At 60.5% G+C, this 13,114-nt stretch carries 15 protein-coding genes; 4 read left to right on the top strand and 11 right to left on the bottom strand.

Annotated features, from left to right (window positions below):
* Nucleotides 1-334: 334 nt before the first annotated feature.
* The 3 genes from HNQ50_RS16210 to HNQ50_RS16200 form a co-directional block, all read right to left on the bottom strand.
* On the bottom strand, nucleotides 335-541 hold the full coding sequence (locus HNQ50_RS16210) for a zinc-finger domain-containing protein (RefSeq protein WP_184102385.1): 207 nt from the start codon (nucleotides 539-541) through the stop codon (nucleotides 335-337).
* Between the two features lie 11 nt (nucleotides 542-552).
* On the bottom strand, nucleotides 553-1,476 hold the full coding sequence (locus HNQ50_RS16205; protein ID WP_184102247.1) for a branched-chain amino acid transaminase: 924 nt from the start codon (nucleotides 1,474-1,476) through the stop codon (nucleotides 553-555).
* Nucleotides 1,477-1,627: 151 nt separating this feature from the next.
* The gene (locus tag HNQ50_RS16200) at nucleotides 1,628-2,242 is read right to left on the bottom strand and encodes a zinc-binding metallopeptidase family protein (protein ID WP_184102246.1); all 615 of its coding nucleotides are present in this window, start codon (nucleotides 2,240-2,242) and stop codon (nucleotides 1,628-1,630) included.
* A 522-nt stretch (nucleotides 2,243-2,764) separates the two neighbouring features.
* Between HNQ50_RS16200 and HNQ50_RS16195 the strand changes: the two genes are divergently transcribed.
* On the top strand, nucleotides 2,765-4,189 hold the full coding sequence (locus HNQ50_RS16195; protein WP_184102245.1) for a DEAD/DEAH box helicase: 1,425 nt from the start codon (nucleotides 2,765-2,767) through the stop codon (nucleotides 4,187-4,189).
* A gap of 2 nt (nucleotides 4,190-4,191) precedes the next feature.
* On the top strand, nucleotides 4,192-4,671 hold the full coding sequence (locus HNQ50_RS16190) for a YiiD C-terminal domain-containing protein (protein ID WP_184102244.1): 480 nt from the start codon (nucleotides 4,192-4,194) through the stop codon (nucleotides 4,669-4,671).
* Here HNQ50_RS16190 and HNQ50_RS16185 read toward each other — a convergent pair.
* Entirely contained in the window at nucleotides 4,628-5,350 is a 723-nt protein-coding gene (locus tag HNQ50_RS16185) for a GNAT family N-acetyltransferase (protein WP_184102243.1), read from the bottom strand. The genes HNQ50_RS16190 and HNQ50_RS16185 overlap by 44 nt on opposite strands.
* 89 nt (nucleotides 5,351-5,439) lie before the next feature.
* Here HNQ50_RS16185 and pdxR point away from each other — a divergent pair, with 89 nt between their 5' ends.
* Nucleotides 5,440-6,867 (top strand): MocR-like pyridoxine biosynthesis transcription factor PdxR, encoded by a 1,428-nt coding sequence (pdxR, locus tag HNQ50_RS16180; RefSeq protein WP_184102242.1) that lies wholly within the window; start codon nucleotides 5,440-5,442, stop codon nucleotides 6,865-6,867.
* Between the two features lie 224 nt (nucleotides 6,868-7,091).
* On the opposite strand, the gene HNQ50_RS16175 is transcribed toward pdxR, so the two are convergent.
* From HNQ50_RS16175 to HNQ50_RS16145, 7 genes are all read right to left on the bottom strand, one after another.
* Nucleotides 7,092-7,991 (bottom strand): metal ABC transporter solute-binding protein, Zn/Mn family, encoded by a 900-nt coding sequence (locus tag HNQ50_RS16175; RefSeq protein ID WP_184102241.1) that lies wholly within the window; start codon nucleotides 7,989-7,991, stop codon nucleotides 7,092-7,094.
* 16 nt (nucleotides 7,992-8,007) lie between these two features.
* Nucleotides 8,008-8,877 carry a metal ABC transporter permease gene (locus HNQ50_RS16170; protein ID WP_184102240.1) on the bottom strand — a complete coding sequence of 290 codons (870 nt, stop codon included), beginning with the start codon at nucleotides 8,875-8,877 and terminating at the stop codon, nucleotides 8,008-8,010.
* The gene (locus HNQ50_RS16165; protein ID WP_184102239.1) at nucleotides 8,874-9,590 is read right to left on the bottom strand and encodes a metal ABC transporter ATP-binding protein; all 717 of its coding nucleotides are present in this window, start codon (nucleotides 9,588-9,590) and stop codon (nucleotides 8,874-8,876) included. The genes HNQ50_RS16170 and HNQ50_RS16165 overlap by 4 nt, the downstream gene beginning before the upstream one ends.
* The gene (locus tag HNQ50_RS16160; RefSeq protein ID WP_184102238.1) at nucleotides 9,591-9,761 is read right to left on the bottom strand and encodes a hypothetical protein; all 171 of its coding nucleotides are present in this window, start codon (nucleotides 9,759-9,761) and stop codon (nucleotides 9,591-9,593) included. It abuts the gene before it with no gap.
* Nucleotides 9,762-10,149: 388 nt separating this feature from the next.
* Entirely contained in the window at nucleotides 10,150-10,845 is a 696-nt protein-coding gene (locus HNQ50_RS16155; RefSeq protein WP_184102237.1) for a helix-turn-helix transcriptional regulator, read from the bottom strand.
* Nucleotides 10,846-10,960: 115 nt separating this feature from the next.
* Entirely contained in the window at nucleotides 10,961-11,344 is a 384-nt protein-coding gene (locus tag HNQ50_RS16150; protein WP_184102236.1) for a VOC family protein, read from the bottom strand.
* A 149-nt stretch (nucleotides 11,345-11,493) separates the two neighbouring features.
* Nucleotides 11,494-12,138 (bottom strand): TetR/AcrR family transcriptional regulator, encoded by a 645-nt coding sequence (locus tag HNQ50_RS16145; RefSeq protein WP_184102235.1) that lies wholly within the window; start codon nucleotides 12,136-12,138, stop codon nucleotides 11,494-11,496.
* 74 nt (nucleotides 12,139-12,212) lie between these two features.
* Here HNQ50_RS16145 and HNQ50_RS16140 point away from each other — a divergent pair, with 74 nt between their 5' ends.
* Nucleotides 12,213-13,088: an aldo/keto reductase family oxidoreductase gene (locus tag HNQ50_RS16140; RefSeq protein ID WP_184102234.1), complete on the top strand. Its 876-nt coding sequence runs from the start codon at nucleotides 12,213-12,215 to the stop codon at nucleotides 13,086-13,088.
* The last annotated feature ends 26 nt before the right edge of the window (nucleotides 13,089-13,114 follow it).

Below are 13,114 nucleotides of genomic sequence, written 5' to 3'. Positions count from 1 at the left end.
GTCTTGAAAAGCGTTTGATACCCGGGGTGCCGGGCCCACGTCCCTTTCTTTGCTTCGCCAAAGAAAGGAACCAAAGAAAGGCGACCCCAGCCTGGCGGCCCTCCGGGCTGCCCTCAGTCAGTCGGGAGCCTAAGGTCTCCCTCCGTTCCTTCGGCGCTGGGCTTTAATGGGGAGGGAAAGTCAAAAGCAACGACAACCCCAACGACAACCGTAACATCTGTATCAGCCCTGGCCCAACGGGCTGCCAATTCAATTTTTTGCCGTTGATACAAACCCCGCCGCCCAAATAACAAAACGGCGCAATGCGCCGTTTTGTCTGCAACCTGAGCAATGCTCAGTGATGGCCGCTAATGACTTCGCCGGCCTTCAAACGGTACTGGGTGCCGCAATACGGGCACAGCGCTTCGCCGGTGCGGTCGATGGGCAGGAAGACGCGCGGGTGCGCGTTCCATTTCATCATGTCCGGCATCGGGCAATGCAACGGCAGGTCGGCGGCGCCGACTTCAATCACGCGCTGGGTGTTTTCTTTGAGTTCGCTCATGTTCTTGTCACTCACTTGACGAGGGTCAGCCACTCAGCGCGCGAGCCTTCCTGGCCCTTCACGCTGGCAAAGTAACGGCTCTGCAAGAGTTCGGTAATCGGGCCACGGCGGCCTTCACCGATGGTGCGGCCATCCAGTTCACGGATCGGCGTCACTTCAGCGGCGGTGCCGGTAAAGAACGCTTCATCGGCACTATAGACTTCATCACGGGTGATACGCTTTTCGATCACCGGAATATTGTGTTCTTCGGCCAGTTGCACGATGGTGTCGCGGGTAATGCCTTCCAGCGCGCTGGTCAGGTCCGGCGTGTAGATCTTGCCTTTACGCACAATGAACACGTTCTCGCCGGAGCCTTCGGCCACGTAGCCTTCTGCATCCAGCAGCAGGGCTTCGTCGTAACCGTCGCGGGTGGCTTCGGTGTTGGCGAGGATGGAGTTCATGTAATTGCCGTTGGCCTTGGCTTTACACATGGTGATGTTGACGTGGTGACGGGTGAAGCTGGAAGTCTTCACGCGGATGCCTTTCTCCAGGCCATCTGCGCCCAGGTAAGCACCCCATGGCCAGGCGGCCACGATCACGTGCACATCATCGACCGGCGGGGCCACGCCCAGTTTGCCGGCGCCATAGAACGCCATCGGACGCAGATAGCAGGACTTCAGGCCGTTTTCTTTCACCACGGCCAGTTGGGCCGCGTTGAGTTGTTCTTTGGTGTACGGCAGCTTCATGCCCAGGATGTGGGCAGAGCGGAACAGGCGATCCGTGTGATCCTGCAGGCGGAAGATGGCCGGGCCGTTCGGGGTTTCGTAGGCGCGCACACCTTCAAATACACCAAGGCCGTAATGCAGCGTGTGGGTCAGGACGTGGGTGGTCGCATCGCGCCACTCCACCAGTTTGCCGTCGTACCAGATGACGCCGTCGCGGTCAGCCATCGACATGGGTGTTTCTCCTGCCTGGATCGGTGATGGAAAGTCTTCGATTGTAACCGAACAGACGATACTACCTCTAGCCCATCTGTATGGGCTTGTGACGTGCGGTGCAACAAGGCTGGCGTGGCAAATGTTGCTGGCTGCAAAGTTTGCCTGGCGGTCAGAGCACCGAAAAAAGGTCAAGGCCAGGTTCGTGATCGGCTTTGTCGATGGCCTGGGTGACGCTGAATGCCTTGAGAAAAGCCTGGGCGCGTACCGGGTCCAGCCGGGAGCCGGCGATCTGCGCCAGCCCGGTGTACAGGGCGTCCAGCAGCAAGGTTTGCTCACTGGCGCCAAGGCGTTCTGCCAGGCGGGTGATGGCCTCCTGCGTACGCGGGTGCCTGGTGTGGATCACGATCTTGCCTTCGCTCGTCAGCCCCGGCTGCGGTTTGCGGCGCGCGGGCGGAAAAGCCCGGAAACCATCGCGGCGTACTTGAATGCCACTCTGGGCATCATGCCAGTACACACCACTCATGAAGCCGGCCGGCGCAGGGCAGCGGGCGGGTAGGGAAATGGCAGTGGTGACACGGAAATTGAGCCGCGGCAGGTATTGCGTATCGCGTGAGAGCCAGGCTTCGCCATCGCGGTAGGCGTCCGGGTGGTCGCCACTGCGGGCGGTATCCCAGTCATTGGTCAGCACAAAGCTGCGGGAGAGGGCGGGGATGTCCAGTATTTGGCCGCGCGTCCAGCGTTTGAGGGTGTCGTCATCGGTTAAAACCAGCGGTGAGAAGGTCATGCGTGCAATTTTGAGATGATGGACTATCTCAATGATACAAGATTGACGTGCTGGGTCGGCAAAAAAAATGGCCCTGCAGGAGTTGCAGGGCCATGGCTGTAATGCGTACTGCGCAGAGCATGACATGCGGGGGCATGCGACACGATCAGGGCAGTTTGCAACCCGCCAAACGGAGACTTTATTCAGTTAAACCAGCCCTGCGGGCATTGCGCTCTGCCGGGCGCAACAGGCTGGTCAGGAGATGGGTTCCATTATGAGGGACAGGGTTTTCTATGTATGTGTCATAGTTGCCCAAAAAAGAGGCAACTCTTTACATTGTGTCAATCATGTATGATTGAGTTGGGCGATGCGGCGGGGTGGAAGGGCCAGGCGTAAGCAATCTGCTGACGGGCCGGCGCCCAAAACCAGCGCTTGTCAGCTGAATCGTGATAAACTCTTTGATTATCCAGAGTTTCTAGCCAGTCACTCTGGTATCACTACCGGTTTCAAGCCGGATCTTTTGTTTGGTGGAGTAAGCGCAGGATGACTTTTGCAACGTTGGGGCTGGCGCCCGCAGTACTCAAAGCAGTTGAAGAACAAGGCTATGAGAGCCCGACCCCGATCCAGGCGCAAGCCATTCCTGTCGTGCTGGAAGGCAAGGATGTACTGGGTGCGGCGCAGACCGGTACCGGCAAGACGGCCGCTTTTACGCTGCCCATCCTGACCCGCCTGGCACCGCACGCCAACACCAGTGTTTCTCCGGCCCGCCACCAGTTGCGTGCCCTGATCCTGACCCCGACCCGTGAACTGGCGGATCAGGTGGCCGAATCGGTCAAAACCTACAGCAAGCATCAGGCGCTGCGTAGCCACGTGGTCTACGGCGGGGTTGATATCAACGGCCAGATTCCGGCGCTGCGTGGCGGCGTAGAAATTCTGGTCGCCACACCGGGCCGCTTGCTTGATCACGTGCAGCAGAAAACCGTGAACCTCTCGCAAGTCGAGATTCTGGTGCTGGACGAAGCCGACCGCATGCTGGATATGGGTTTCATCCCGGATATCCGCCGCATTATGGATCTGCTGGTTAACCGCAAGCAGACGCTGCTGTTCTCCGCCACGTTCTCGCCAGAAATCAAAAAGCTGGTGGCTGATTTCCTGCACGAGCCGGTCACGGTTGAGGTGGCCCGCCAGAACGCCACCAACGATAACGTTGAACAGATTCTGCATCCGTGTGAAACCCATCGCAAAAAAGCCTTGCTGGCGCATCTGATCCGCACGCAAGACATGCAGCAAGTGATTGTGTTCACCCGCACCAAACAAGGCGCTGATCAACTGGCGCGTGATCTCAAGCGTGAAGGTTTTGCGGTAGAAGCCGTCCACGGCGACCGCGACCAGAAAGCGCGGATGGAAGCGCTGGCTGCATTCAAGGAAAACCGGATCAAGGTCATGGTGGCAACCGACGTCGCCGCCCGTGGCCTGGACATCACCGAACTGCCGTATGTGGTGAACTTTGAGTTGCCAGGCAACCCGGAAGACTACGTCCACCGCATTGGCCGTACTGGTCGCGCGGGCGCCAAGGGGATTGCCATCTCGCTGGTGGATCCGGGTGAAGAAAAAGCCTTTCTCGGCATCCAGAAACTGATCAAGAAGAATTTCCAGCTGACGCCGGTGCCGGGTTTCTCGCCGGGCACGCATGTAGAGCCGCCGGCCCGTGCCGAGCGCAGCGAGCGCCCGGAGCGTGCTGACCGTGTAGAGCGCGGCGATCGCCACGATCGCAATGCAGACCGTGAGCGCCGGGCCCCCAAGCCAGGCATGGCACCGGTACGCAACCAGACCCCGGCACTGGGCGGCAGCGTCCGTACCGGGCCGGCGGAAATGCCGGACGCACCGCTCGTTGGCCGCAATCGTCCCAAACAGATTGCCGCCCTGTTCCTGCCACCCCGTACCCCGGTGAACCAGTCCGGGTCCTGAGCGTGAGCATATTTGCGCAGTACTGGCAGCGGCGGCTGGTCACCGGGTTTCCGGTGCTGGCGGCCATGCAGGTATCCGTCGCGGGCGAGCAAGCCGCCTGGCATCTGGCGGCGCCGTTTGAACTCAATCGCAACGATCACGCCACTGCCTTTGGTGGCAGTATCTCTACCCTGGCGACCATTGCCGGCTGGATGGCGGTGAATGTGGTCGCGGGCGAGGGTGCAGACGTGGTCATCCAGTCTGGCGCTACTGATTTTGTACTGCCGATTGCCAGCGACTTTACCGCGCATGTTCTGCCCCCCGTAGCCGATGATCTGGCCGCCTTTGAGCGCATGTACGTGCGTCGTGGCAAAGGCCGGCTGGCGGTCTCGGTCGAAGTCAGAACGGCCAGCAATCAGCCGGCCGCTACGTTCCACGGTGTTTACGTCGCCGTGCGCCTCAATCAGCCGCCAGCGCTGCGCGGGTCAGGTCAGACAGACTGATCCGCTGCCGACCATCTGCATCAAAGTTGTTTGCATCCAGCCATTGCAGATAGGCCGGTTCCAGCCGGACCCATTCTTTATCCAGCATCGATAGCCACGTGGTATCGCGATTGCGGCCCTTGTTGATGGTGGCCTGGCGAAAAATCCCCTCAAACGTAAACCCCAGCCGTTCTGCCGCCTTGTGCGAAGGCAGATTGAGCGCGTTACATTTCCACTCGTAGCGGCGGTATCCCAGCGCAAAGGCATTGCGCATCAGCAAGAACTGCGCGGCAGTGGCCAGCGTGGTCTGCTGCAAACGGGGAGAGAACGTGACCCAGCCCACCTCGATACTTGCTGATTCTGGCGCAATGCGCAGATAGCAGATCACGCCATGCGCCTTGCCGGTTTCGGCATCGACAATGGCATACGGTTGTGGATCGGGCTTGCTGGCCAGCAGGCGCAGCCATTGGTCCAGTTCTGCCTGGCTGGCAAACGGCCCCACCGTCAGATAACCCCACATGCGGCCTTCGGTGTCTGCGCTGAATGCCTGCCACAAGTCATTGCTGTGTCTGGCCGGGTTCAACGGTTCCAGCCGGCAACCAAAACCACTCAAGGTCTGTTGGGGCGGGAAAGCAGGCATGGTCCAGCCGGGCAGCGGTTCACCCACGGGTTGACCCAGATCGTTTTGCCACGTTTGCATTGTTTTGGTCCGCAGGGTTGGTAACGGCCTCAGTTTAGGGTGAAAATGGTCTTTCATATGATGCCATTATGGATAGATGGATAAGGCCAATGTCACTCCTTGTGCAAGACGCTGCTGGCGTGTCGTTACAGGAACAGGTTTGCCGCCAGATCAGGGGGCAAATCCTGCAGGGCAATCTGGGCGTTGGCCAGCGTTTGCCGGCATCCCGCGCGCTGGCGGCAGAACTGGGCGTGGCGCGGGTGACGGTCGAGGCCGCCTACGCCAGGCTGGAAGCAGAGGGTTATGTCAGCCGCAAGGTGGGCGCGGGCACCTTTGTGGCGATTGACGTACTGGCGCGTTTTCCGGTCAGGGCTTCTGGTGGTACGGCCATCGCCGGGCCGTCGCAACGCGGTTTGTCCATGCAGCGCACCACGCTCAAGGCCGAAGGCAATGCCGGTTTGCGGGCGTGTATTCCGGATATGCGCGCCTTTCCGCATGAAATCTGGAATGGCTTGCAGGCACGTATCCTGCGTCAGGATAGCCACAATGCGCTGATGGAATATGGAGATCCGCAAGGTTGTCTGCCGTTGCGCCAGGCCATTGCGGCCTATCTGGCACAGTCTCGTGGCGTGCGCTGCCACGCGGGCCAGGTGATGATCCTGGCCAGCTCCCAACAAGCCTTGCAGTTGCTGGCGCTGACTTTGCTGGATGCCGGCGATACGGCGTGGGTGGAAGACCCGGGCTACCACGGTGCGCGAGCCGCGTTGCAGGCAGCGGGCGCCGTCTTGCAACCCGTGCCGCTGGATGAAGAAGGGCTGGCCTGGGACGCCACGTGCCCGTCGCCGCGCATGATTTATGTCACGCCATCTCACCAGTATCCGCTGGGTATGCGTATGTCTCTGGCCCGGCGCATGGCCTTGCTGACACTGGCCCGTCAGCACAAAGCCTGGATTATCGAAGACGATTACGACGGCGAATATCAGTACGATCACAAGCCGCTGCCCGCACTGCAAGGGCTGGATGATACGGGTTGCGTGCTTTATGTGGGCACCTTCAGCAAGGTGCTGTTTCCGGGTTTGCGGCTGGCCTATGTAGTCGCGCCGGAGTCCTTGATGCCCGCGCTAACCAGCGCCCGGCGTGCCTGTGATGGTCATAGCAGTTATTTGCAACAAGCCGTGACGGCGGACTTTATCCGCCAGGGCCATTTTGGCGCGCACCTGCGCCGCATGCGGCTGTTGTACCGCAGTCGGCGGGATTGCTTGCTGGATGCTTTGGCACCCCTGGCGGATGAACTGCAGCTGGTTGGCTTTGAAAGTGGTTTGCAGTGCGCCGGTTTGTTGCCGCCAGGCCATGAGGCGCGGCTCACGCCCGCCGTGCGCCAGGCCGGTACGCAACTCCGTGATCTGCGCAGTGCCCATCTGGGGCCGCAAAGGGTCGAGGGCTGGATGCTGGGTTTTGCCGGGCTCAATCATGAAGAAATCAAGTTTGAGACAGGGCGATTGATCAGGACAGTGCAGCGGGAGCTGGCGAAGGCATGACAGTAGCCCGGATGGAGGCCCAACGGGCCGGGAATCCGGGAGGGCGATGCCGGCAAGAAGGGTGATCATGTCCCGGGGTACGCCTATTGCGAACGGTGCCAACCCGGATTCTCGCCTTCGGCGCCATCCGGGCTACGGGGGCTGGTGGATTCAGAGTGAAGCGATAATCCACCGTTGCTCCCGTGGATTGCTGCGCGAATCCACCCTACGGTCCAGCTCCGGCTTCACTTGTTCAGCTTCATCCCTGCCACCAGCACCGTCACATTGTGGCGGTACATCTTCAGATAAGTATCTGCGCTGCCCTCTTTGGACAGCGCATCCGAATACAACCGGGCTGTGGCGGTGGTGCCGGTTTCTGCGGCAATCTGCTGGATCATCTTCGGGTTACTGACGTTCTCCATGAACACCGCGCGGATGCCGCTGGCACGAATCTGCCGCACCAGATCACCCACTTCTTTGGCGCTGGGTTCGGCATCGGTCGACACGCCTTGCGGTGCCAGAATTCTCACGCCAAAGCGGTGGCCCAGATAACCAAAGGCATCGTGCGAGGTCAGGATCACGCGTTTGGCCGGCGCAATGGTGTTGAATTGTGCGCTCGCCCAGGTGGCCAGAGCATCCAGTTGCTTCTGGTACGCGTCAGCGCGCTGGCGGTAATAAGCGCTGCCGGCCGGGTCGGCACTGCTCAGTGCCCTGGTGATCACTTCAATCATGTTTTTGACACGCGCCGGGTCTTGCCAGGTATGCGGATCAGTCACGCGTTTGCCGTCTTCGGTCATGGTTAACGCATCGCCACCCTGATTGACGGTGATGACCTGACCTTTATAACTGGCCGCTTGTTGCAGCCGCGTCAGCCAGCCTTCCAGCCCCAAGCCATTCACAAAGAACAGTTTGGTGCGGGAGACCTCGGCAATCGCACCCGGCGTGGGCTGATACACATGTGCGTCTTCATCCGGGCCAACCAGTTGCACCGTGCTGATCCGCTCGCCCCCCACTTGCCGCACCAGATCGCCCAGCACCGAAAAGCTCACCGCCACCGGCAAGCGGTCTGCCGCGCCGGCCACGCCGGACAGGGCGATCAGGCTGAACAGGGCCAGAGAACGGAGCAGATGGGCGAAACGCGGCATGGGGCTTCCTTGATGCTTAGTGTTGCAGATGGGTCTTGCTGGCACGACGGCCCAGCCAGCCATGCGGGGCCAGCCACAGCGATAGCAGATAGAGCACCCCCGCCACCAGCACAATGGCCGGGCCAGATGGCAGGTTAAGGTGATACGACAGCAGCAAGCCGACCACACTGGCAGCCAGACCCGATAGCCACGCCGCCAGCAACAGCCCCGCCAGCGTATCGGCCCACAGGCGGGCAATGGTGGCAGGCAGCATCATCATGCCCACGGCCATCAACGTGCCCATAGCCTGAAAACCGGCTACGAGGTTGAACACCGTCAGCACCATCAAACCCAGGTGATAGCGGCTGCCGCGACCGCCGTTGACGGCCAGGTAACCAGGATCAACGCATTCCAGAATCACGCCACGGTAATTAAGGGCCAGCCACAGCAGGGTGAGGGTGGTAATAGACGCCAGCAGCAACAGGGCCGGGTCATCAATCGCCAGCACAGAGCCGAACAGCAAGTGAATGAGATCGACATTGCTGCCCCAGCGCGAGACGAGGACTACACCCACCGCCAGTGACACCAGATAGAAGCCGGCAAAACTGGCGTCTTCATTCAGGCTGGTAAACCGGCTGGCCAGACCCGCCAACAGCGCAACCAGCAAACCGGCCGCAATACCGCCACCTGCCAGCCAGGGCAGGGCAAAACCACCAAAGATAAAACCGACCGCCGCACCGGGCAGCACGGCGTGGGAGAGTGCATCGCCCATCAGGCTCATCCGGCGTAACACCAGCATCACCCCCATGGGCGCACAACCGGTCGCCAACGCCACACAACCAGCCAGCGCACGGCGCATGAAGGCAAAGTCCGTGACAGGCGCAATCAACAATTCATTCAGGGTCATGGACGGGCGCACCAGGGGGCATCGTTCTGCCAGTATTCAGTCATTTGTTGAGCACGATCCAGGTTGGCTGGATCAAGCGTGGCGGCGGTCGGCCCCCAGGCAATCACTTCGTGCGCCAGCAACAGGGTTTCGGGGAAGTGCGAGTGCGCAATACCCATGTCATGCACGACCACGGCCACGGTGCGGGATTCATCCCGCCAGTGTTCCAGGATGTGCAGCAACGTATCACGCGTGCGGGTATCGATATTGTTGAAGGGCTCGTCCAGCAAGATGATGGGCGTGTCCTGTACAAGCAAACGGGCAAAGCGGGCGCGCTGCAACTGCCCGCCAGAGAGCGTGCTGATCGGACGCTCGCCAAAGCCAGACAGGCCGACCCGGTCCAGCGCGGACTGGGTGCGGGTGGCTTCATCTCCCGCCAGGCTGGCAAACCCACCCTTGCGCTGCCATGCGCCAGAGAGCACCAGTTCACTCACGGTCAGCGGAAATTGGCGGTCCAGCTCGGCCAGTTGCGGCAGATAGGCAATGGCACCATCGGCAACAATCTTGCCGGTCGTCAACGGTTGCAGGCCCGTAATGGCCTTCAACAGCGTGGTTTTACCGGCGCCATTGGGGCCAACCACAGCGGTCAACCCACCGGCCGTGAACGTGCCACTGACGTGATGCACGGCAGGGTGTTTGCGATAGCAAACGGTGATGTCATCCAGCCGGATCATTTACATGGCCCACCAGGTCATCAACCAGACCAGCGCCAGTGGCACCAGCGCAATCAGCACGCGTTGCCCGGCGCTGGAGGCAAACAGTCGCGCCGGCAAGCCCGGTCTGGCGGGTACAGCGTGGCTGTGCGCATGGGTATGCGCGTGGTCATGGGCGTGTGGATGGGACATTGAGGCGGAATGGGGTCAATTGCAATATTGTTGCAATTATGCGGGAAGGGGGCAGGTGGGGCAAGGGGAGTGGTGCGCGAGGAGTGAGGAGTGAGGAGTGAGGAGTGAGGAGTGAGGAGTGAGGAGTGAGGAGTGAGGAGTGAGGAGTGAGGAGTGAGGAGTGAGGAGTGAGGAGGGGGAGACTGGCATACCCCTGACTCGTCAGTCCTGCGAAAGCAGGAATCCAGTCCGCCCGCCGCAGGCGGGCCTTCACCGGCAAACCACTTTCAGTGCCTGCGGCACAAATGTTTACGCCTGGATTCCGGCTCAAGGCCGGAATGACGATGTTGTGGGGCGCGTGAATGCGGGGCTTGCTTTGCACAGGCGCGGACTTACACACCGCACAACCTCAATCGTCCAGATCCGCCGGCACACCCACCGACTTGAAATAGGCATCCAGATCCCGATCCCGCTGGGGTGTGAAGTTGCGCCCGGCCGCTTGCAAGGCGGTGATCCGGTCCAGCCGGAACGTGCGAAAATCCGTGCGCTTTTCACACCAGGCGACCAGCGTCCATTTGGCACCCCAGAAAAACAGCCCCAGTGGCCAGATATGGCGCTGTTCGCTTTGAGTGCTGTCAATGCGGCAGTAATCCATGTGCAGCACCTGGGTATTGCCGATGGCCGCGTGGATCAGGTCAAAGAACTCACCGGAGAACGGTTTGGTCCAGCCCGGCGAGTACAAAGACACGCGCCCGAAGCGGCGGCGCAAATCCAGTGGCAGGGCGCCATTGATCTTGGCCTGGGCGCGGATGGCGGCGCGTTCCAGCCGGTGGCCACCCCAGGAACGCACCATCCTCAGGCCGATGGTCACCGCTTCGATTTCTTCCTGATCAAACATCAAGGGCGGCATGTCATACGTTTTGTGCAGCACGTAGCCCATGCCGGCCTCGCCATCAATCGGCACGCCGGACGCCATCAGATCCTGAATATCGCGGTAAATGGTGCGGTCCGAGACTTCCAGTTTCTCTGCCAGCCAGCGGGCGGTGGTCAGCCGCCGGCCGCGCAGAAACTGCACAATCTGGAAAAGTCTGTCTGCGCGACGCATGAATTCTCCTGTCTGGAGCGGTCAACAAAAGCCAGCGAAGCGTTGCTGGCAAGGCGCGCGCGCCGACAGTGCGCGGTAGTACGCAACGCCGCCAGCAGGGTTTGGTTAACCGCGCCTAGCCGGCGTGGGAAAACAAGCCAACGCGATTGCCTTCGGAATCGATCATGCCGGCGATGTAGCCAATGCAATCGCCCAGAAAAACGGTCGGGAAATCCATCCTGCCCCCCGCGCGTTCCACCCGGCCCAGCACGCTATCGAGTTTTTCCGTGCCCACGTTCAGATAAGCGCGGGTCCCGCTGGCGCCCGGTTGCATGTGCGCAGCCTTGAACAGTGCGCCACCTGGCTGGTCTTCCGCGTGCGGGAAAATGGCCTGATCAGTGTCGCCAAAGGTTTCACGTTTGAGGTGGGTGTTAAACACCGCCTCATAAAAACGCACGGCGCGCTCCATGTCGGCCACTGCAATTTCAGTCCAGCAAAACGGATTTTGAATGGTGTTCATGATCGAGTCTCCTGTGTGCCTTGGTATGACGCCGGGATGGCGTGAGATGCAATTTACGCAGGGGCTACTGACACCATTCTGTCAGTAGTGTAGCGGGCATCCTGAAAATGGGCACAAACGCAGAGCACTTTTACGCAGGCAGGGACCGGTTAGCCCGGGAGGGGAGGCCGGGCTTCACGTTCCAGCCAGGCAAGGCAGACCGAAACCAGTTGCTCTGGCAGCAGGCGTAGCATCCGCGCGGAAGGATTGCCCTCCAGCAACAGGTGGATCGGGCCGATCATGATGCCGGCAAACATGAACGTCACCGTGGCAACGTCGTCAAACCGTGCATCGGCGGCGGTTTCCAGCATGGCTTGCAGCGCCGCACGGTTGCGTTCTTTGATGGTGAGCACGTACTCGCGGGAATCCAGTTCTGCAGCGACGGCAAACAGCGCACGGGACTCGGCCAGGTTCTCGGTCTTGATCTGCACAAAGGCGGTGACAATGGTGCGGACCATCTGCGCCAGGCAGGCACCGCGTACCGACAACGCGGCGTCTTCCACGGTTTTGGCGACCCGATCCAGATGCCGTTGCAGTACCGCAAACAGCAAGGCCTGCTTTTGCGGGTAATACTGATACAGCGTGCCGACAGAGACACCCGCGCGCTCGGCCACGCGGATGGTGGTCAGACGCGGCAAGCCTTCTGCCAGCAAAACCTGAATAGTGGCTTCAAAAATGGCATCAACTGTCGCTTGCGAACGGGCCTGTCGTGGCTGTTTGCGGGCATCGAGGCCGGGGGTGGTGTCTGTGCGCATATGCGAATACAAATTCTGAAGGATTATTCGTATTCTAGACGCAGCTTGACTCACTTTCACCAGGAGTATTTTTCATGACCAAAGCAACACACGCTGGCGTGTTCCAGTTGGGTAGCCGTTCTGTCACACGCATGGGGTACGGCGCCATGCAACTGGCCGGTCCGCAGGTCTTTGGTCCGCCCAGGGATCATGCCGGGGCATTGGCCGTACTGCGTGCCGCCATTGAAAGCGGCATCAACCATATTGATACCAGCGACTTTTATGGCCCGCACATCACCAATCAGATCATCCGGGAAGCGCTGCACCCCTATGGCGATGACCTGACCATTGTCACGAAGGTGGGCGCAAAACGCGGCAGCGATGGGTCCTGGAATGTGGCGAACTCAGCCGCAGAGCTGGAATCTGCCGTGCACGACAATCTGCGTAATCTGGGGCTGGACGTGCTGGATGTGGTCAATCTGCGCCTGATGTTCAGCACCCACGGCCCGGCCGAGGGTGATCTGGAACCGCAACTGACGGCGCTGGCAGAACTGCAGGCCAAGGGTTTGATCCGCCACATTGGCCTGAGCAATGTGCTGCCGGAACAGGTGGTGCAAGGGCGCTCGATTACTGACATTGTCTGCGTGCAGAACATGTACAACCTGGCACACCGGCACGACGATGCACTGATCGACAGCCTTGCCGCTGACGGTATTGCGTATGTGCCGTTCTTCCCGCTGGGCGGCTTTTCGCCGCTGCAGGCCGACGCACTCAACCACGCTGCAGAACAATGCAAGGCGACGCCCATGCAGGTGGCGCTGGCCTGGCTGTTGCAGCGCTCGCCCAATATTCTGCTGATTCCGGGAACATCTTCGGTGACGCATCTGCAGCAGAATATTGCGAGCGTTGATCTGCAATTGCCGGCAGAGCTGCTGGCCTCATTGGAGGGTATTGGCGCTGTGCCGGCTTGATGGGCTGGGGTGTGTGGTTGCACTAA

It is taken from the genome of Silvimonas terrae, from assembly GCF_014202765.1.
Taxonomy (GTDB): Bacteria; Pseudomonadota; Gammaproteobacteria; order Burkholderiales; family Chitinibacteraceae; genus Silvimonas; species Silvimonas terrae.
Note: the sequence above shows the minus strand (reverse complement) of the source record. Positions and strands in the feature narration are given on the sequence as shown.